This is a genomic window from Enterobacteriaceae endosymbiont of Plateumaris pusilla, from assembly GCF_012562765.1.
Lineage (GTDB): Bacteria > Pseudomonadota > Gammaproteobacteria > Enterobacterales > Enterobacteriaceae.
Genome location: NZ_CP046226.1, coordinates 16,712 through 39,285 on the forward strand (window position 1 = coordinate 16,712; position 22,574 = coordinate 39,285).

The 22,574-nt window shown below is 19.7% G+C and carries 18 protein-coding genes, 2 tRNA genes and 1 pseudogene; 11 read left to right on the plus strand and 10 right to left on the minus strand.

Annotated features, from left to right (window positions below; genetic code table 11):
- Positions 1–63: 63 nt before the first annotated feature.
- Positions 64–384 (minus strand): heat shock protein HspQ, encoded by a 321-nt coding sequence (hspQ, locus tag GJT83_RS00100; protein WP_168892851.1) that lies wholly within the window; start codon positions 382–384, stop codon positions 64–66.
- A gap of 188 nt (positions 385–572) precedes the next feature.
- Between hspQ and alr the strand changes: the two genes are divergently transcribed.
- The 5 genes from alr to GJT83_RS00125 all read left to right on the plus strand — a co-directional run bounded on the left by alr (position 573) and on the right by GJT83_RS00125 (position 6,969).
- Positions 573–1,646 (plus strand): alanine racemase, encoded by a 1,074-nt coding sequence (gene alr / locus GJT83_RS00105; protein WP_168892444.1) that lies wholly within the window; start codon positions 573–575, stop codon positions 1,644–1,646.
- Positions 1,647–1,744: 98 nt separating this feature from the next.
- Complete coding sequence (locus GJT83_RS00110; protein ID WP_168892445.1) at positions 1,745–3,601, plus strand: ABC transporter ATP-binding protein; 1,857 nt, start codon at positions 1,745–1,747, stop codon at positions 3,599–3,601.
- Between the two features lie 30 nt (positions 3,602–3,631).
- The gene (gene gsiB, locus GJT83_RS00115) at positions 3,632–5,173 is read left to right on the plus strand and encodes a glutathione ABC transporter substrate-binding protein GsiB (RefSeq protein WP_168892446.1); all 1,542 of its coding nucleotides are present in this window, start codon (positions 3,632–3,634) and stop codon (positions 5,171–5,173) included.
- A 17-nt stretch (positions 5,174–5,190) separates the two neighbouring features.
- Positions 5,191–6,117, plus strand: coding sequence for an ABC transporter permease (locus GJT83_RS00120; protein WP_168892447.1), 927 nt, complete (start codon positions 5,191–5,193; stop codon positions 6,115–6,117).
- 36 nt (positions 6,118–6,153) lie between these two features.
- The gene (locus GJT83_RS00125) at positions 6,154–6,969 is read left to right on the plus strand and encodes an ABC transporter permease subunit (RefSeq protein ID WP_168892448.1); all 816 of its coding nucleotides are present in this window, start codon (positions 6,154–6,156) and stop codon (positions 6,967–6,969) included.
- 12 nt (positions 6,970–6,981) lie between these two features.
- On the opposite strand, the gene metG is transcribed toward GJT83_RS00125, so the two are convergent.
- The 6 genes from metG to ftsY all read right to left on the minus strand — a co-directional run bounded on the left by metG (position 6,982) and on the right by ftsY (position 13,835).
- Positions 6,982–8,625 (minus strand): methionine--tRNA ligase, encoded by a 1,644-nt coding sequence (metG, locus tag GJT83_RS00130; protein ID WP_168892449.1) that lies wholly within the window; start codon positions 8,623–8,625, stop codon positions 6,982–6,984.
- Positions 8,626–8,734: 109 nt separating this feature from the next.
- Positions 8,735–9,265: a metal-dependent hydrolase gene (locus GJT83_RS00135; protein WP_168892450.1), complete on the minus strand. Its 531-nt coding sequence runs from the start codon at positions 9,263–9,265 to the stop codon at positions 8,735–8,737.
- 25 nt (positions 9,266–9,290) lie between these two features.
- A complete protein-coding gene (locus GJT83_RS00140; protein WP_168892451.1) occupies positions 9,291–11,237 on the minus strand; it encodes an exoribonuclease II in 1,947 nt (648 codons plus the stop codon).
- Between the two features lie 76 nt (positions 11,238–11,313).
- A complete protein-coding gene (gene ssb, locus GJT83_RS00145) occupies positions 11,314–11,838 on the minus strand; it encodes a single-stranded DNA-binding protein (protein ID WP_168892452.1) in 525 nt (174 codons plus the stop codon).
- 107 nt (positions 11,839–11,945) lie between these two features.
- Entirely contained in the window at positions 11,946–12,812 is an 867-nt protein-coding gene (rpoH, locus tag GJT83_RS00150) for an RNA polymerase sigma factor RpoH (protein ID WP_168892453.1), read from the minus strand.
- A gap of 54 nt (positions 12,813–12,866) precedes the next feature.
- Entirely contained in the window at positions 12,867–13,835 is a 969-nt protein-coding gene (gene ftsY, locus GJT83_RS00155) for a signal recognition particle-docking protein FtsY (RefSeq protein ID WP_168892454.1), read from the minus strand.
- Positions 13,836–14,012: 177 nt separating this feature from the next.
- Between ftsY and rsmD the strand changes: the two genes are divergently transcribed.
- Positions 14,013–14,573 carry a 16S rRNA (guanine(966)-N(2))-methyltransferase RsmD gene (gene rsmD / locus GJT83_RS00160; protein WP_168892455.1) on the plus strand — a complete coding sequence of 187 codons (561 nt, stop codon included), beginning with the start codon at positions 14,013–14,015 and terminating at the stop codon, positions 14,571–14,573.
- Positions 14,574–14,581: 8 nt separating this feature from the next.
- Here the strand turns inward: rsmD and GJT83_RS00165 are convergent, their stop codons facing one another.
- On the minus strand, positions 14,582–14,863 hold the full coding sequence (locus GJT83_RS00165; RefSeq protein WP_168892456.1) for a sulfurtransferase TusA family protein: 282 nt from the start codon (positions 14,861–14,863) through the stop codon (positions 14,582–14,584).
- Between the two features lie 112 nt (positions 14,864–14,975).
- On the opposite strand from GJT83_RS00165, the pseudogene recA reads away from it, so the two are divergent.
- The 5 genes and pseudogenes from recA to GJT83_RS00190 form a co-directional block, all read left to right on the plus strand.
- Positions 14,976–15,965: pseudogene (gene recA, locus GJT83_RS00170) on the plus strand (recombinase RecA); the annotation flags it as partial.
- Positions 15,966–16,042: 77 nt separating this feature from the next.
- Positions 16,043–18,688, plus strand: a complete 2,646-nt coding sequence (alaS, locus tag GJT83_RS00175; RefSeq protein WP_168892458.1) for an alanine--tRNA ligase — start codon at positions 16,043–16,045, stop codon at positions 18,686–18,688.
- Positions 18,689–18,833: 145 nt separating this feature from the next.
- On the plus strand, positions 18,834–19,016 hold the full coding sequence (gene csrA, locus GJT83_RS00180) for a carbon storage regulator CsrA (protein WP_168892459.1): 183 nt from the start codon (positions 18,834–18,836) through the stop codon (positions 19,014–19,016).
- An 87-nt stretch (positions 19,017–19,103) separates the two neighbouring features.
- Positions 19,104–19,193, plus strand: a tRNA-Ser gene (locus GJT83_RS00185).
- A 6-nt stretch (positions 19,194–19,199) separates the two neighbouring features.
- Positions 19,200–19,272 (plus strand) — tRNA-Arg (locus GJT83_RS00190).
- 23 nt (positions 19,273–19,295) lie between these two features.
- On the opposite strand, the gene metE is transcribed toward GJT83_RS00190, so the two are convergent.
- Together metE and dapD are read right to left on the minus strand one after the other, a co-directional pair.
- Complete coding sequence (metE, locus tag GJT83_RS00195) at positions 19,296–21,599, minus strand: 5-methyltetrahydropteroyltriglutamate--homocysteine S-methyltransferase (RefSeq protein ID WP_168892460.1); 2,304 nt, start codon at positions 21,597–21,599, stop codon at positions 19,296–19,298.
- Between the two features lie 131 nt (positions 21,600–21,730).
- Entirely contained in the window at positions 21,731–22,555 is an 825-nt protein-coding gene (gene dapD, locus GJT83_RS00200) for a 2,3,4,5-tetrahydropyridine-2,6-dicarboxylate N-succinyltransferase (protein WP_168892461.1), read from the minus strand.
- Between the last annotated feature and the right edge of the window lie 19 nt (positions 22,556–22,574).

Below are 22,574 nucleotides of genomic sequence, written 5' to 3' on the forward strand. Positions count from 1 at the left end.
TAATAATAAAATATTGATAGGCGGGATATATATCCGCTTATCTCTTTTTACAATTTAATAAAATTAATTTCTTAATTTAGGTGTTATTAACTGTTTTTTAATAGAAGCTGATAGTTCATCTAATGATGAATGTTCAGGATGTTCATATTCTAATGGTTCTCCTGAAAGTTGTGCTTCTGCTAAATATGTATGTACAGGTTGTCCTGTATCATCTTCCATTACTACGTGATACCATGGTTTATTACGTAATGTTTTACTCTTTGCAACTTCATCAATTTTAGGATCTCTTAGTGAATATTCAGGATCAACATCAATTATAACTCCTAAAAAACCTAATAATTTATGTCTTACCTGTTGACCAATACCAAATTTACTGGTAATCATCATTTAGCTCCTAATAATTAATAGAATAATTATATTTTTATTTATATATTATAAATAATATTTATATAAAATTAATAAATTATAACTATCTTGAAATAAAATTTCTTTTAATATAACATATATTTATATTATTTAGATAAATTTAAAATAATCAATATATAAATTTCATTTTTTTAGAGATTTAATTAATGACAAGACCTATTTTTGCTGTTATTAATACTAATGCATTAAAACATAATTTAAAATTAATAAAAAATATAATATCTAAATCAAAAATTTGGTCAGTAATAAAAGCCAATGCATATGGACATGGTATTAAAAATATTTGGGAAAGTTTAATACAAACAGATGGTTTTGCAGTATTAACTTTAGATGAAGCTATTTTATTAAGAAAATGTGGTTGTAATAAACCTATTCTTTTATTAGAAGGTTTTTTTAGTATTAAAGATTTGGATGTGATATATAAATATCATATAACAATTACTATACATAGTAATTGGCAATTAAAAATGTTATTATTAAATAAACCAAAATATCCTATTGATATATATATAAAAATTAATAGTGGTATGAATAGGTTAGGATTTAACATAAAATATATTCCTACAGTAATAAATATTATTGATAAAATCAAAATAAAAAATATTACTTTTATGGCACATTTTGCTAATGCATCTAAAAAATCTTATAATATAGTAAATAATACTATTAACTATATAAATAATTATATAGATAAATATAATTATTTACGTTCATTTGCTAATTCTGCTGCCATATTATGGCATCCACAAACACATTATGATTGGGTAAGACCAGGAATAATATTATATGGAGCATCTCCTACTGGAAATTGGAAAGATATAAAAAAAAATAAAATTATTCCTGTCATGACATTAAATAGTGAAATAATTAGTATACAAAAATTATTACCAGGAAATACCGTAGGATATAATTATTCATATTATACTAATAAATATCGTCGTATAGGAATTGTAGCATGTGGTTATGCTGATGGATATCCTAAAAATATATCTGATAATACTCCAGTTTTAGTAGATGGCCATATAACAAAAATTTTAGGTGATGTTTCTATGGATATGATTGCAGTAGATTTAATAAATATTCCAACTGCAAATATTGGAAGTAAAGTAGAATTATGGGGAGAAAATATTAAAATAGATAATATTGCTCAATCAGCAAATACTATTGGTTATGAATTAATGTGTTCTTTATCTAAAAGAGTACCTATTGTTATCAAATAAATATTTTTTATTATATAAATTTTATTAAATTATATAAAAATAAATATTTAAATTAAAATTTTATTAAGATAAATATCTAAATATTTTTTAGAGGATATATGAATATTATTAGTACATCTAAAAAAAAAAATGTACTAGAAGTAAAAAATCTTGGCATTAGTTTATTAAATAAAAATAATGATTTAATTAAAATTATTCATAATATATCATTTAATACATATTTAAACGAAGTATTAGCTATTATTGGTGAATCAGGATCAGGTAAATCCGTTACTTCATTATCTATAATGCGTTTAATTGAATTTTATGGTGGAAAAATTATTAATGGTAATATTTTTTTATATACAAAAAAAAATAAGAAGATAGATTTAACTAAATTAAAATTATCAAATTTAAATAAAATTAGAGGATCAGAAATATCTATGGTTTTTCAAGATCCTTTTAGTAGTCTTAATCCTTTATTTAAAATAGGAGAACAAATAACAGAAGTAATTCAACTACATCAACATAAAAGTTATAGTAATTCATTAAATGAAGCAAAAAAATTATTAGATTTAGTACAAATTCCTAATATTAATAATATAATTAATTATTATCCTTATCAATTATCTGGAGGAATGTTACAAAGAATATGTATTGCTATAGCAATATCATGTTATCCAACTATTTTAATAGCTGATGAACCTACAACAGCCTTAGATACTATATTACAAAAAGAATTATTAAAATTAATAAAAGATATAAAAAAAGAAAGAAATATGGGAGTAATTTTTATTACACATAATTTAGGTTTAATTAATTTAATAGCAGATCAAGTTATTATTATGTATAAAGGAAAAATAGTAGAAAACTCTTCTGTATTTAATATTTTACAAAACCCTAAACATAAATATACTCAATATTTATTGAAAAATTATCCTAAATTTATTTTAAATAAAAATAAAAAATTTTTTTATACTATAAAATATAGTTCATTATATAATAAATATGTATCTGATAAAACTATAATTAAAAAAAAAATACCACTTTTAAAAATAAAAAATATTATTACTCGTTTTAATATAAAAAATAATTTTTTTAATAAAATATCACATCAAATATATGCTGTAGAAAGAGTTAGTTTTCATTTATATAAAGGTGAAACATTATCTATAATTGGTGAATCTGGATGTGGAAAATCAACAATAATAAAATCTATTTTTAATTTAGTAGATAGTCAAATCAAATTATTTTTACTTAATAATAAAACAATAAATTTATATAATCCAAAAGATTTATTATATATTAAAAAAAATATACAATGTATTTTTCAAAATTCATATACATCTCTGAATCCTAAAAAAAATATTGGTTATTCTATAATGGAACCATTATTAGTACATAATGTATTATTAACACATAATCAATTAATAAAACGGGTAAAATATTTACTTAAATGTGTAGGATTAAAATCTAATTTTATAAATCGTTATCCTAAAGAATGTTCTGGAGGACAACGTCAAAGAATTTGTATAGCTAGAGCATTAGCAATTCAACCTCAAATTATAATAGCTGATGAATCATTTTCATCTTTAGATATTATAATACAATCTAAAATATTTAATTTAATACTTGAATTACAAAATAATTTTAATATATCATTTATAATAATATCTCATGATATTACAATGATAAAACGTATTAGTCATCGTATTGCAATAATGTATCTAGGTGAAATAATAGAAATTGGTCCTTCAAAATCAATTTTTGAAAATCCTCAACATGATTATACTAAAAGATTAATATTTTCAATATTTAATATGCATGTAAAAAATAACGAATATTCTAATATATTAGAATATTCTAACAATTTTAAAAAAAAAAATATTTTTCCTATTGGAACTATATTACCAAAAAAAAATTTTATCAAAGTAGGTATAGATCATTATGTAATACAAAGATCTAATAATATTTAAATTTAAAAATTAAATTAAGGTAAATAAATAATGAGAATAAAAAATAATATAAAATATATATTATTTATTGTTTTTTTTATATTTAATAATATGTTATTTGCTAATACAAAAGACATAATAATAGCTATTGGTTCAGATTTAACTACTTTAGAACCATATGATGCTAATGATACATTATCACAAAATATTGCTAAATCATTTTATCAAGGATTATTTGAATTTGATAAAAATATGAAAATAAAAAATGTATTAGCAAATAATTATAAAATAAAAAAAAATGGATATATTTGGATTATTTATTTAAAATCTGGTATTAAATTTCATGATAATACTAATTTTAATGCTCATGCTGTTAAAATTAATTTTGATCGTTTTAAAAATAAAAAAAATAATTTTAAAAGATATAGTCTCTTTAATATTATTGATAAAGTTATAATTTTAAATAATTTAACAGTAAAATTTATTTTAAAACAACCAATGTCTTCATTTATTAATATTTTGGCACATCCAGCAGCTGTTATAGTATCACCTAATGCTATAAATAAGTATGGTAAAAATATTAAATTTCATCCAGTAGGAACTGGACCGTATATTTTTATTAAATGGTCTTCCAAAGAATATTTAAAAGTTAAAAAATGGAATAAATTTTGGAAAAAAAAATATCCTAAAATAGATAATATTACTTGGTTATCAGTATTAGATAATAATAGTAGAGTAATAATGTTAAAAAATGGAGAGGTAGATCTTGCTTATCCTATTTCTGCAGAACAAGTAAAATTTTTAAAAAAAAATTCTTCTAATATTAATATATCTATAGTTAATTCAATTATGCAAAGATATATTAGTTTTAATGTTACTAAATCTCCTTTTAATAATCTAAAAATTAGAGAAGCAATTAATTATGCTATTAATCGTAATATTTTAATAAAAGTTGCTTTTTCTGGATACGCTATACCATCCAATGGAATTACATCTCCTTTAATAAAATATTCAATAAAATATCCAAAAATTAAATATAATCCTAAAAAATCAAGAAAACTCTTAAAAGAAGCTGGTTATCCTAATGGATTTAATACTATATTATGGTCTTCACATAATAATAGTACATCATTAAAAGTATTGCAAATTATCCAACAACAACTATCATTAGTAGGTATCCATGTTAGAATATTTGCTTTAAATACAGAACAAAGAGTTACACAAGTAGAATCTAAAAATAAAAAATATAGTGAATTATTAATGTTGTATACAGGATGGTCTCCTTCTACAGGAGAGATTAATTGGGCTTTAACTCCATTATTTTCAACATTATCTTTTCCTCCAAAATTATTTAATACTTCTTTTTATAGTAATAATATTGTAGATAAAATATTAATTAATGCTAATAAAACAACTAATATCTTTGTAAAAAAAATATTATATAAAAAAATACAAGATATTATCTGGCATGATAAACCATGGGTTCCATTAGTAATAGAAAAATTAATCGTTGCTTATAATAAAAAATTAATTAATTTTTATATACAACCTGATGGAGGATTTGATTTTACTGAAGTTGATAAAATATATTAATTCAAATATTATAATTTATGTTCACTTTTATATTTAAAAAAATCATAGAAACAATTATTTTAATATTTATTGTTATTTTTATAATATTTACAATATCTCATATATTACCAGGAGATCCTGTTAGTTTAATGAGTAATCCTGAAGTTAGTCATATTACAATTAAAAATATACGTACTGAATTAGGATTAGATCAAAATTTTATTACACAATTCATATATTTTTTAAAAAATATTATACATGGAAATTTAGGATATTCATTTATTTCTAAAAAATCTGTATTAGAAGAAATTTTACCAAAGTTTTTAAACACATTTTATTTAACAATAATAAGTATCATAATAGGATCTATTACTGGAATTTTATTAGGAGTATTTAGTTGTATAAAAAATAATAGTTATATTGATTATATAATAAATATATTTACTATAGCAGGTATATCATTTCCTCCTTTTATAATTGGATTTTTATTAATATATTTTTTTTCTATAAAAAATAATTTTATTTCAATTAATAATAATCATTCTTATATTTATATTTTACCTATTATTACTCTTAGTATTACTGTTATATCAATTATTACTAGAATTACTAAAATATCTTTACAAAATATTATAAAAGAAAACTATATTTGTAGTGCAAGAGCTAATGGTATTAGTGAATATAAAATTTTTATAAAACATGCATTACGTAATGCTATGATTCCAATAATTACTATTATTGGTTTAGAATTTGGTTTTTTATTAAGTGGATCTATTACAGTAGAAATAATATTTAATTTACCTGGTATGGGAAAATTATTATTAGATGCTATAGAAATGAGAGATTATCCTATAATACAAGCTTCAATAATATTATTTTCAATAGAATTTATATTAATTAATATAATTTTAGATTTTATCTATAAATTAATTAATCCTAAACTTAAAAATAAATTTATTATATAATTAATAAATAAATTAATTTATTTAGGTTTTTTATTAATGAAAAAATTAAATTTTAGTTTTATAATATCAATAATATTTATTATATTACTTATTTTTATATCAATATCTTATCCATTAATTTTACCTTTTGATCCTATTAATTATTTTGATTTTAATCATTTAAATGAAGGTCCTAGTAAATTACATTTATTTGGTTTAGATTCTTTAGGAAGAGATATTTTTAGTAGAATACTATATGGTACTCATATTACCCTTATGATTAGTATAATTTCTATAATAATAGGAGCTAGTATTGGATCTTTTTTAGGATTATTTATTGGATATTATGAAAATTATTTAGATATTTTAGTTATTAAAATATGCGATATATTACTTGCATTACCTAGTATATTATTAGCTGTATTAATATCAATTTTTATTAAAAATGGAATTTTGAATATAATTTTTTCTATATCTATTTTAAATATTCCAATTTTTATTAGATTTGTAAGAAGTCATACTTTAACGATAAAAAATCAAGATTTTATCTTAGCATCTCGTTGTATTGGTTTATCTAATATTAAAATAATTTTTTATCATATTTTTCCTTGTGTTATTAATTCAATTATAATATATTCAACTATGAGAATAGGAACTGCTATTATTACTGCTTCAAGTTTATCATTTTTAGGTTTTGGTGTACAATCACCAACCCCTGAATGGGGATTAATGATAAATGAATCTAGATCTGATTTATTAATATCACCACATTTAATTATTTTTCCTAGCTTAGCTATATTTATAACTGTTTTATCATTTAATATTTTAAGTAATAATATAAAATATTACATAAAATTTAATAAAAAATATTAATTAAAATAAAAATTAATTTTTTGATAATTCAATTATTCTTTTAAGATTATTAATATCAATTCTTTTAAATAATATTTTAAATGTATTAATTTTTTTTCCTAAAAGTGGTTTATTTAAATTATAAAAACATATTTTTTTATTTAAAAAAATTTCACTATTCTGGGATAATATAGGCATAATTGGTTTTATATAAGTTATAATTACACGAAACATGTTAATACCCATAGAACAAATATTTTGTATATTTAAATCTTTATAATTTTTTTTAGATAATAACCAAGGTTTTTCACTATCAATATAACGATTAGCAATATCTGTTAATTTTAAAATCTCTTGTACGACATGACTAAATTGTAAATTTTGAAAATAATTATTAATATTTTTTGATTGTTCAAGAAAATTATGATATAATTTAATATCAATGTTTTTTGATAGTGTGTTATTAAAATAATTATTTATAAAAAATGATGTACGAGATGCTAAATTAACTATTTTATTAACAATACTATTATTAATTTTTGTAACAAAATCATTTAAATTTAAATCAATATCATCTGTATTTAAAGATAATTTTGAAGCATAATAAAAACGTAGACTATCAGAATCTGCATATTTTAACCAATTTTTTGCAGTAATAAATGTACCTCTTGATTTTGACATTTTCTTTCCATTTAATGTTACATGTCCATGAACAAATAATTTATTAGGTTTTCTAAAATTACTTCCTTCTAAAATAGCTGGCCAAAACAAACTATGAAAATAAATTATATCTTTTCCTATAAAATGATATAGTTCTGTTATGGAATTAACATTCCACCATTCTTTAAAATTTAATTTTTTATTTTTATTACATAAATTTTTAAAAGTACTAATATATCCAATAGGAGCATCTAACCAAACATAAAAATACTTATTAATTGATCCTGGTATTTTAAATCCAAAATATGGTTTATCTCTAGTTATATCCCATAATTTTAATCCTGATGTAAACCATTCTTTTACTTTATGTTCTACTGATTTTTGTAAAACTCCTGAACTAATCCATTTTTTAATTATATTAGTAAATTGAGGTAAATCAAAAAAATAATGTTTAGTTGCACGTAATTTTGGAATGGTATTAGATAAAATAGAAATTGGATTAATTAAATCAATAGAGTTATAAGTTGATCCACAAATTTCACAATTATCTCCGTATTGATTTAAAGAATTACATTTTGGACATGTTCCTTTTACAAATCTATCTGGTAAAAACATATGATGTTGATCATCATATAATTGATTAATAATTTTTTTTTTTATAAATTTATTTTTTTTCAAACGTAAATAAATAGATCTAGATATTAAACGATTTTCATTACTATGTGTAGTATAATAATTATCATAACTAATATTAAAATTATTAAAATCTGAGACATGTTGTTTATATATTTGAGTAATCATTTTTTCTGGTGAAATATTTAATTCTTTTGATTTTAACATAATAGGAGTTCCATGAGAATCATCTGCACAAATAAAATATATTTCATTATTATTCATTCTATTATATCTTACCCAAATATCTGCTTGAATATGTTCTAACATATGTCCTAGATGTATAGGACCATTAGCGTATGGTAATGCACATGTAACTAATATTTTTTTTTTAAATTTTATCATAAATTTATAAATAATATAGAAAAAGTAACTTTATGTTTTTACTAAAATAATATCATTTATTGTTAATAAAAAATAGTAATTAACAAATTTTATTTATTTTAAAAATGAATTAATGAGATAAGTTATTATATAATTTTATAATAAAATTACTTCCAATCGGTTTTAATAAATATAAAGATATTATTAATAATATATAACAAAATATTTCTTCTTGAAAAAAATTATTTTTTATAATTGGAAATTTAAATTTTTTTTTATATGGCCATAATAATGGTACTCCACTAGGAGTTAATATATCAGATAATATATGACTAAAATAACCTATAATAAATCCTATTTTTACATCAACAGGAATAAAATTAAAATTTAAAAAAAATAAACAATATATAATAATAATTAAAGATAATAAGCTATGAGTAAAACCTCGATGACCAAATAATTTAGATATTATATATGAAAAAATTTTGATTTTATTTCCTAAAATAGATTTAGGATGATCAATATCTGGTAATAAACATGTTATTAATGATGCAGGAATTATATGCCACCAATCATATTGGATATGATATTTATTTAAAATAAAATGTTTAATTAATATACTACTAGATATAGCAAATATTATATGTCCTTTAAATTTCATTTAAATATCCTAAAATTAATTTTAATTATTTTGCTAATTTAACAATAATATTATATGTATTAATATTTATTTCTTTAATAATAACTTTAATTATATCATTTAATTTAAAAAATAATTTATTTTTAATATAAATTAAACCCATTTTAGAATTAATATTAATTTCATTAATAATTGGATATAAAAATTTTTTTGGTATAAAAGCATATGCTCCATTTTTTATTAAACGAACACGAATTCCAGTATATAATATATCAATTATTTCAGATATAAAAATTTCTTTTGTATAAATACTTTTTTTTAAATATTTATAATATAACCAAGAAGATAAATCTCTTGAAGCTTGTTTATTTAAACATTTTTTTTTATTCATTAGAAAAAAAATTTTATCTGATGGTTTATTAATTTTTTCTTTTTTAATTATAGACTTTAATAATCTATGATTGATCATATCTCCAAATTTACGAATAGGTGATGTCCAAGTAGCATAATATTTGACTCCTAAATAAAAATGTGGAGCTGGTTTTAAATGAAAAATTGTCATTAATTGATATTTTTTTAAACGATGTATTAATGATTTCAAATTTAAATTTTGTAATTTATCATTAATTTCTTTAAATCCTTTTAAATTCATCAGATAATTTTTATCACATTGAATATTATATTCTTTTAATAAAAATATTACTTGATTAATTTTTTTATAATTAAAACCATTATTTATATTATAAATACCAAAACCTAAATTATCTTTTAAAATTTTAGCTGCACATATATTAGCAGTTATCATTGCTTCTTCAATAATTTTATGTGCAATACGTTTTTCTTCTATTATAATATTTAATATTTTTCCTTTTTTATTAAATATAAATTTATAATCTATATTATTAAATAATAAAACATTTTTATTTGTCCATTTAATACGATATTGATAAAATTTATATAATAATAATATTTGTTTTCTAACATTATTATCTATTGGTTTCCAACTTCCTATATTTTCTAGCCAGTTAGATACATTATAATAATTTAATTTAGCTTTTGACTTTATCCAAGCTAAAAAAAAATTTATATTTTTTGATAAAAAACCATATTCATTTATTTTTATTTTACATATTAATGCAGATCTTTTTTGATTAGGATTCAAAGAACATAAATTTTCTGATAAAAATTTAGGTAATAAAGGAACAGTAAATCCAGGTAAATAATTAGTAAACATACGTTTTAATGCAATTTTATCTAATTCACTATTTTCTAAAATATATGATGTAGGATCAGCTATAGCTATATTAATAATTAATTCTTTTGAAGATATCTCTTCTATATATAGAGCATCATCTATTTCTTTAGTATCATTATTATCTATTGTAATAAAATATAAATTTGTAAGATCTTTTCTATATAAATTTTCATCTAAGATTTGTATGTTTTTACATAAATTATCACTAGGTGGATTAATTGAAAGATTATACTTAAAAAGTATAGACCACCATGGAATCAAATACTTATTATTATTTGTAATATATTCTATTATTTCTGCAATAAAAATATTTTTTTGTGTTTTTAGAGGATGATTAATTATATTTACAATTACTTTATCTTTATTTTTAATAATATGTTTAATATTTTCTTTAGGAAAACATAATATAGTCATATTATTTAAATATTTTTTTTCTGGAATAATAAATAATTTATTATTATTAATTTGTATATGTCCTATAAAAATATTTACTGATGATTTTAATAATTTAATAGGAATAGCTATTAATTTATTATTAATATTTTTAATACTAGCAATAATATAATCTTCATGTATTACATATTTTATATGTATATTAGATATTTCATATATATGATTAGATTCTGTTTCTAAAATACCTGATTTATTATCAAAAATTTTTACAATTCCTTTTACTAGAAAAGATTTATTAGAAAATTTTTCTTTTAATGATAATAATAATTTATTATTATATAACATAATGTAAAATCTTTTAATTATAGATTAATAAAATTATAATTTTATAATAAATTTATTAAAAAATAAACTTTAATAATTAAAATGGTATGTCATCTTCAAAATCAATAATGTTTTCATTTTTTTCTGATAATAATGATTGATTATTTTCTTTATTTATCATATTATTATTTTTTTTTATATTCCAATTATTATTTTTTAATTTATCTTTATTAATTTGTTGTTTATTAATAATATTTTCATTTTGACGAGAACTATTACCTAACATTTTCATAGTACCTCCTATACTGACTATAATTTCAGTAATATAATGATCTTGTCCATTTTGATCTTGCCATTTTCTTGTTTGCAAATATCCTTCTATATATACTTGTGATCCTTTTCGTAAATATTCATTAGCAATTTCTGCTAATTTTCCAAAAATTACAATTCTATGCCATTCAGTTTTTTCTTTATTTTCTTTAGTTTGTTTATCTCTCCAATGTTCTGAAGTAGCTATTATAATATTAACAACAGCTTTACCATTTGGCATATAACGAATTTCAGGATCTTTTCCTAAATTACCTATTAAAATTACTTTATTAATACCTCTTTTACTAGCCATGATATATATCCTTTATTTTAATAATAAATATAGTTGATAATAAATAATATTCAATATTAATAATAATATTTTATATACATAATTACTAATTAGTATAATTACTTTAATTAATAATGTTCTATTGATAAACGCAATTTTTTCATAGCATTTTTTTCTAATTGACGAATTCTTTCAGCAGAAATACCATAATAATTAGCTAATTCTTGTAATGTAGTTTTATTTTCATTTTTATTTAACCATCTAGAATATATTATATTTCTACTTCGTTGATCTAATTTTAAAATAGCATTTGATAATTTACGTGAAATATAATTTTTCCAATTTTTTTTTTCAATATCATAAGCAAAATTAGATTTTTTATCTTGAAGAAAATATATAGAATTAATACTTCTATTATTTTTAACATTATTTTTAATAGGAAAATCAAATGTCATATCTTGTGCTGACATTCTTGATTCCATTTCTTTTACATCTTTAGTTGATACTCCTAATTCTCTAGCTACCATATTAATTTCTTCTTGATTAAACCAACCTAATCTTTGTTTAGCTTTTCGTAAATTAAAAAATAATTTTCTTTGTGCTTTAGTAGTTGCTACTTTTACTATACGCCAATTTCGTAATACATACTCATGTATTTCTGCTTTTATCCAATGAACAGCGAAAGAAACTAAACGAACACCTATTTCTGGATTAAACCTACGAACGGCTTTCATTAAACCTATATTACCTTCTTGTATAAGATCAGCTAATTGTAATCCATACCCAGAATAATTTTTTGCAACATGAACAACAAAACGTAAATGAGATAAAATTAATTTTTTTGCTGCTTCAATATCACCTTGATAAAATAATTTTTTTGATAATTCTTTTTCTTCTATGTTAGTTAACATAGGCCATATATTAGTTATATATATATATGATTCTAAAGTTCCTAATGGAGTAATGGATGATGTTAACATCATATCTTTAATCATCATATCCTCTTAATATTTTTAATTATAATAAAAAATAAATTTTTTAGTAAAATACTAATTTTTATAAAAAATAGCATTAACAAAATCTTTAGCATTAAATAAATGTAAATTAGTAATTTTTTCTCCAGATCCAATATATCTTATTGGAATACCAAATTCATTAGCTAAAGAAAAAATAACTCCTCCTTTAGCTGTTCCATCAATTTTAGTAATAGTAATACCTGTAACTCCTATATTATCATGAAATGCTTTCAATTGATTAATAGAATTTTGTCCAATATTAGCATCTAATATCAACATAATTTCATCAGGAGATTCATTATTAATTTTTTTTATTACACGAACAATTTTTTTTAATTCTTCTATTAAATTTAAGTTATTATGTAATCTTCCTGCTGTATCTGCTATTAATATATCTATATTATTTTTTTTAGCTTCATATAAAGCATCAAAAATTACAGATGCACTATCTTTTTTTTTATAATTATTTATAATAAAACTATGACTTTTATTACTCCAAGAAGTTAATTGTTTGTCAGCTCCGGCTCTAAAAGTATCTCCAGATGCTAAAAGCACTGATTTACTATTATTATAAAAATAATAAGCCAATTTTCCTATAGTAGTTGTTTTACCAACACCATTAGCACCAATAATTAAAATTACAAAAGGTTTTTTATTTTTAATAATTAATGGAATTTCTACAGGAATTAATATATTTAACATTTCTTGTTTTATATAATTATATAATAAATAAGAATTTTTTATTTGTTTTTTATTTGCATAGTTAGAAACTAAATCAATAATTTTTTTAGTTGTATTTAATCCTACATCAGCAGTAATTAAAGTATTTTTTAAAAAATTAAATAATTTTTCATCTATAATATTTTTTTTATTAAAAACATTAATAATTTCTTTACTTAAATTTTGACTAGTTTTAAATAGACTATTTTTTAAAAAATTTAAAAATCCTTGTTTTTTTTTCTTTATTTTTATAGAAGTAACAGATATTTTATCTTTTATCATATTATTTTATTGTATATTTATTATAATAATTTTATATTTATAATTTTATATTTTTAATTTTATAAAAGATACTTAATATTATTAATTATTTAATATTTAAAATTTTATATTAATTAATAAATATTATTTTTATGTAAAATTTTATATAATTATGAAAAATAATTTAATATCATTAATATGAATAAAATAAATATTATTTCAGGTAAATGGAAAGGTAAAAAAATATATGTAATTAAAAATAAAAAATTAAGACCTACAATGAATTTTATCCGTGAAAATTTATTTAATTGGTTATCAGAAAAAATATATATGTTAAAATGTTTAGATTGTTATGCAGGAAGTGGTGCTCTTAGTTTTGAAGCTTTATCAAGAAATGCTTTATCTTCTACTTTAATTGAAAACAATTTTCAAATTTTTCAACAATTAAAAAAAAATTCTTTTTTATTACAAGCTAAAAATTTAATATTAATTTATAAAAATACTTTAAATTATTTATCTAATACTGGAAAAAAATATGATTTAGTTTTTATAGATCCTCCTTTTTCTAATAATAATGTTTTAATTAAAAAAACGTGTATTTTATTAGAAAATAATAATTGGTTAAAAAAAAATGCATTAATTTATATTGAATATAAATCAGATAGTACAAAAATAACATTACCAAAAAATTGGTTTTTATATCGTAAAAAAAAATTAAGTATTGTAAATTATGAATTATACGTAAGAAATAATATATAAAATATTTATTATAATTTTTTTATTAAAAATAAATAAGGAATAGAATTCATTTTTTTTTTGATAATTTTATATTTCATAAATAAACAGAATTGTTTTATATCTAAATAAACTAAATTATTATCAGTAATAATAAGTAAAGTTTCATTTAATATCATATTAACAGTACTTTTTTTTATCATTATTATTGTTTTAGGACATTGTAAACCTTTTATATTTAAAATATAAGTAGGTTTTTTATAAAATTTTTTAATTTCATCCATATTAATTACATTATTTTTTTTTAAATTCATTATTTATATTAATAATATATTCTATAATTAACATACAATATATAATAATTAATATTATATTAATAAATAATTATATTTTAATTTCAATATTATGTACTTATAAGGAAAATTTGTGAGTTTAACAAAAGAAAAACAAAAAGTTCTTGATGATGCTATTAATCAAATAGAAAAACAATTTGGTAAAGGTTCTATTATGAGATTAGGTGATAATAGAACTATGGATATAGAATCTATATCAACAGGATCTATAACTCTAGATATAGCTTTAGGAATTGGTGGTTTACCTATTGGTCGTATTGTAGAAATATATGGTCCTGAATCTTCAGGAAAAACAACATTAACATTACAAGTTATAGCTGAAGCTCAAAAAATAGGAAAAATATGTGCTTTTATTGATGCAGAACATGCATTAGATCCAATATATGCAAAAAAACTTCACGTTGATATTAATCGTTTATTATGTTCTCAACCTGATACAGGAGAACAAGCATTAGAATTATGTGATGCTTTAGCTAAATCAGGTATAGTAGATGTTATTATTGTAGATTCTGTAGCAGCATTAACTCCTAAAGCAGAAATTGAAGGTGAAATAGGTGATTCTCATATAGGATTAGCTGCTAGAATGATGAGTCAAGCAATGCGTAAATTAGCTAGTAACTTAAAACAATCTAATACATTATTAATTTTTATTAATCAAATACGTATGAAAATAGGAGTATTATTTGGAAATCCTGAAGTTACTACTGGAGGTAATGCCTTAAAATTTTATTCTTCTATAAGATTAGATATTCGTAAAATTGGTGTTGTAAAAAATGGAGATAATATTATAGGCAGTGAAACGAGAGTAAAAGTAGTTAAAAATAAAGTTGCTGTTCCTTTTAAACAAGCTGAATTTCAAATTATATATGGTGAAGGAATAAATATTTATGGAGAATTATTAGATTTAGGTGTTTCACAAAAAATAATTGAAAAATGTGGTTCATGGTATAGTTATAAAAGTGAAAAAATAGGTCAAGGAAAATTAAATGCTATAAATTTTTTAAAACAAAATAAAAAAAAAGCAAATGAAATTGAATTAAAAATACGAGAACTTTTATTAAATAAAAATATTTTTTAATAATTATTTTTTAAAAAAATAAATTTAATATAATCAATAAATAGATTAAAGGTTTTCTACATATGGAAAAGACAACCAATGAAATTAGTAATATTTTTCTAAATTATTTTTATAATAAAAAACATATTATATTAGAAGGTAGTTCGTTAATACCATACAATGATTCATCATTATTATTTACAAATGCAGGAATGAATCAATTCAAAAAATATTTTTTAGGATATGAAAAATCTAATTATTCACGAATAGTTACAATTCAAAAATGTATACGTATTGGAGGAAAACATAATGATTTAGAAAATGTAGGTTTTACAAATAGACATCATACATTTTTTGAAATGTTAGGTAATTTTAGTTTTGGAGATTATTTTAAAAAAGAAGCAATTTATTATGCGTGGGAATTATTAACAAATTCAAAATGGTTTAATTTAAATAAAAATAAAATATTTGTTACTGTATATCATACAGATAAAGAAACTTATAATATATGGAATAAAGATATAGGTATTTTAAAAAAAAATATTTTATTAATCGGAGATAAAAATAATATTCTTTATAATTCTGATAATTTTTGGCAAATGGATAGTACTGGTCCTTGTGGACCATCTACTGAAATTTTTTATGATTTAGGTAATCATTTATCTGGTAATATTGTAAATAATACTGGAAATCGCTTTATTGAAATATGGAATATTGTATTTATACAATTTAATAAAACTTTAGATGGAAAATTAATTCCATTACCCATACAATCTGTAGATACAGGAATGGGATTGGAACGTATTAGCTCAGTTTTACAAGGATTTGATTCTAATTATCAATTAAATATATTTAAAAAATTAATTCAATATATAGCTAAAATCACTAATACTAAAAATTTAGAAAATAATTCATTAAAAGTAATAGCAGATCATATTAGATCTACTGTTTATTTAATATATGAAGGAATACTACCTAGTAATGAAAATAGAGGATATGCATTAAGACGTATTATGAGAAGAGCTATAAATCATGGAAAAATATTAGGACAAAGTAAACCTTTTTTTTATAAATTAGTTAAAAAATTTATAGAAAATATTAATATTAATACTGAAATAATAAAACTAAATAAAAAATCTGATTATATTGAAAATGTAATACGAATTGAAGAAGAAAATTTTGAAATTATTTTAAAAAAAGGAACAATATTATTAAATAAAGAAATTAGAAAATTAAAAACAAATATTTTAAATGGAGAAAAATTATTTTACTTATATGATACTTTTGGAGTATCAATAGATTTAATAAAAAATATATGTAAAAAAAAAAATATTAATATAGATCAAAAAGAATTTGAAAAATTTATGAATATACAACGTAGTATTTCTAGAAAAAATAGTTTATTTAAAAATAATCAAAAATTATTTTATATAAATAAAATATCAAATTTTGATGGTTATAATAAATATAAAATTAATAGTTGTATATTAGATATATATGTAAATAATAAATTAGTACATAAAATTAATAAAGGAGATAAAGGAGTAATAATATTAAACATCACTCCTTTTTATGGGGAATCAGGAGGACAAATAGGTGATATAGGATTTTTACAAAAAGATAAAAATAATTTGTTTGAAGTTTATGATACAAAAATTAATGGAAATTTGATTCTTCATATAGGTAAAATGATTGAGGGTACATTAGAAATAAATAATTACATAAAAGCAAAAATAAATATTAAACATAGATTAAATATTAGTAGAAATCATTCAGTAACACATTTATTACATGCTTGTTTACGTAAATTATTAGGAAATGACATACAACAAAAAGGATCATATATTACACATACTTATTTACGTTTTGATTTTTCTTATTTAAAAAACTTTGAATTATCAATGTTATTCCAAATAGAAAAAATGATAAATAACTATATATTTGATAGTATTCCTATTAATACATATTTAGTTGATAAAAATATAGCTAAAAAAGATGTAAATATAATATCATTATTTAATGAAAAATACAGTAATATTGTTAGAATTGTAGAAATAGAAAATATTTCTAAAGAATTTTGTAAAGGTACTCATATATTAAATACTAATCAAATTGGTTTTTTTACAATTAAAAAATTTAGTAATATATCACATGGAATTAAAAGAATACATGCAATTACTCATAATTATTCATTAGAATATATACAAAAACAAAATAAAAAATTAAAATTAATTTCTAATATTTTAAAAACAAATGAAACTAATTTAATTGAAAAAATATTAATATATAAAGATAAAAATAATATTTTAAAAAAATCTTTAAAAAATTTTGAACAATATTTTATTAATAAAGAAAGTCAAATTTTATTTGATAAAAGTATTTTTTTACAAGATATAAATTTTATAATAAGTAATATTTATAATTTTCATCCTAAATTTTTTAATTTTGTTTTAAAAAATTTAATTAGTAAAATAAATAAATTTATAATAATATTATCTACTCAATGGGAAAATAATTTTTATTTAATAATGAAAATTTCTAAAAATTTATCAAAAGAAATTAATGTTATTGAAATTATTAATAAATTTTATGATAAAAAATATTGTAAAGTTGGTGGATGTGTTACTATAGCACAAGTAAATTGTAATTTTAATAAAGAAAAATTTTTTTTATTTTTAAATAAAATTAAATTATTTTTTTTAAAATTATATAAGAAAAATAATATTTAATATAATTAAATAATTAAATAATTAAATTTATAAGATTATATCTATATATTTAATTTTTATTTATCTTATTAAAATATTTTCATTAATAATTTTAATAAAATATTAATTAATTCTCATTTTTTTTATTTCTTTTAAGGAGAAAAGGATGCTTATTCTTACTCGCCGAGTAGGCGAAACACTTATGATAGGTGATGATGTTATAGTAACAGTATTAGGAATTAAAGGAAATCAAGTACGAATTGGTGTTAATGCTCCTAGAGAAATAGCTGTACATCGTGAAGAAATTTATCAACGGATTCAAGCAGAAAAAAATCAGCAAACAATTTGATAAAATAAATAAAATAATTTTTTATATAAAATTATTTAATAATTAATTTGACTTATTTTTTCATAAAATATAATATAATTTTTATATGGTGAGATGGCCGAGTGGTTGAAGGCGCGCCCCTGCTAAGGGTGTATGTGATATTAATTTACATCGAGGGTTCGAATCTCTCTCTCACCGTAATTAGCATCCGTAGCTTAGTGGATAGAGTACTCGGCTACGAACCGAGCGGTCGGAGGTTCGAATCCTCCCGGATGCAATTTATTAATTATTTTTTATTATTTATTTTAAATAATAGTTATATTTTTTTCTTAGAATTTTAGTTGCTTGTACCATATTATGTAAACTTTTTATTACCTCTTCCCATGTTCTTGTTTTCAATCCACAATCAGGATTTATCCAAAATTTTTTAAAAGAAATATTTTTTAATGCTTCTATTAAAAATGATTGAATTTTACTTATAGAAGGTATATTAGGTGAATGTATATCATATACTCCTAATCCTAATTCATTTGGATAATTTAATTTTTTAAATAATTTTATTAAATTAGTACCAGAACGAGATGTTTCAATACTGATAACATCAGCATCTAAAATAAGAATAGAATTAATAATATCCTTAAATTCAGAGTAACACATATGGGTATGAATTTGTGTTTCATCTTTTGTAGATGATATTGTTAAATGAAAAGATTCTATTGCCCAATTTAAATATTCATTCCATTCAGATTTCTTTAAAGGTAATCCTTCTCTTAAAGCAGGTTCGTCTATTTGTATAATTTTAATATTTGATTTTTCTAAGTCATATATCTCTTCTTTTAGAGCTAATGCAATTTGCTTAGTAATTTCTATAGGTGAAATATCATCTCGAGGAAAAGACCAAAGTAACATTGTTATAGGACCAGTTAACATTCCTTTAACTATTTTTTTTGTTAATGATTGTGCGTATTGAGACCAATATACTGTTATTGGTTTACTTCTACTAATATCTCCAATAATAATTGGTGGTTTTACACAACGAGAACCATAACTTTGAATCCAACCATTTTCAGTTATAACAAATCCATTAAGATTTTCTCCAAAATATTCAACCATGTCATTTCTTTCTGGTTCTCCATGAACTAATACATCTAAATCTAATTTTTCTTGAATATTAATAATGTTTTTAATATGATTTTTCATATTTTTTTTATAATTATTATAATCAATATATCCTGATTTAAAATCAGATCTTAATTTTCTAATATCTGATGTTTGAGGAAATGATCCTATAGTTGTAGTTGGCATTAATGGTAATTTTAATTTTTCTTTTTGTAAAATTGATCTAGTATCATAATGTTTACGATTATTTATAATATTATTACCAAGTAATAATATTTTTTTTTGTACTTGTATGTTAGTTATTTTTTTAGAAATTTTTCTAGTATATATGAATTTACTCCATTCAATTAATTGACTAGGATCATTATTATTAATAGCTTTAACTATTAAATATAATTCTTGACATTTTTGTATTGCAAAAGAAAACCAATTTTTAATTTTTTTATCTAATTTAAACTCTAAATTTAAATCTACTGGACTATGCATTAATGAACAAGAACTACCAATCCATAATAATGGTCTATTATTTTTTATAGATATTAAAATATCATACCATTTTTTTAAATCAGTTTTCCAAATATTTCTACCACTAACAATTCCAAAAGATATAATCCATTTTTTAGAAATATTATTATTAATATATTCAATATTATCTTTTCCATTAACTAAATCTATATGTATTCCATTAATAGGTAATAATTTAATTAGTTCAATATTATGACTAATACCACCAAAATATGTTGTTAATAATATATTAATATCATTACTAATATTATTTCTTAATATATCATAAGTATTTTTAAATGATTTTAACCATTTTTCTGGTAATTCTAAAGCTAAAATAGGTTCATCTATTTGAATCCATTGAATATTTCTTTTTTTTATCTCTAATAATATTTCAATATAAATTGGTAAAATATTTTTTAATAATTCTAAACGACTAAAATTATTGTTTTCTACTTTGGTACCTAACCAAAGATATGTAAGTGGACCAATTAATATTGGTTTAATATTATTAATATTCATTTTTATAGCTTCATCTAATTCAATTAATAATTGTTTCCAAATAAAATTAAAAGACTGATTTTTATAAAATTCAGGAACTATATAATGATAATTAGTATTAAACCACTTAGTCATTTTACTAGCATTTAATGCTTTTTTATTATGAATAGAACCTCTACCAATATAAAACATTGTATCTATATTTATAGAATTATCTATTTTTTTTTGGAATCTTATAGGAACATTTCCTAACATTAAACTAGTATTAAGTATATGATCATACCATGCAAAATCACCTATAGGTAATAAATCAATATGATTATCTATTTGTTTATTTAAATTAAATTTCCTAATATTATAACCAATATTAAATAATTTTTCTTTTGTTATTTGATTATTCCAATATTTTTCTTGAGCTTTTTTTAATTCACGATAAGGACCAATTCTAGGAAAACCTAATGTATGACTCAATACTTTCATATTTATAAAATACCTATTTAATTATTATAATTTATATAAACATTTATTATCTATAAGTATTAGATTTAATTAAAAATAATTTCTTTTATTTATAAATATATAAATTTTCTTTAAAAAAATACTTAAATAATTTAATTATTTTCACGTAAAAGGTTATTAATTTCAATTTTACTTAAAGTTTTAAAATCTACTTTTTTTACTATTACAGCACAATATAAACTATATTTACCATCTTTAGATGGTAAGTTACCAGAAACTATAACCGAACCACTAGGAACTTTACCAAAATAAATTAATCCTGTTTCTCTATCATATATTTTAGTACTTTGACCAATATATACTCCCATAGAAATAACTGAACCACTTTCAACAATAACTCCTTCAACTATTTCTGATCGAGCTCCAATAAAACAATTATCTTCTATAATTGTTGGATTAGATTGAATAGGTTCTAAAACTCCTCCTATACCAACTCCTCCAGATATGTGAACATTTTTTCCAATTTGAGCACATGATCCAATAGTTGACCAAGTATCTATCATAGTTCCTTTACCTATAAAAGATCCTATATTTATAAAAGAAGGCATTAAAATAACATTTTTAGATAAAAATGATCCATATCTTACAGTAGTAGGAGGTATAATACGACAATTTAGTTTATTAAAATCATCTTTATTAATATTATAAAATTTTGAAGGAATTTTATCATAATAACAATTATAATTGTCTTTTATAAAGAAATTATTACTAATTTTAAAATATAATAAAATAGCTTTTTTTATCCATTGATGTGTTATCCATTTATTATCTACTTTTTCTGATACTCTTAATTTTCCTTTATCTAACATATCAATAACATTATTAACTGATTGTATTAATTCTTTATTTTGTAATAATTTTTCATGATTTTTTTGTTTGGAGAAATAATATTCTATTATATCTTTAAATTTTGTCATATGAATTTAACTATTAAAT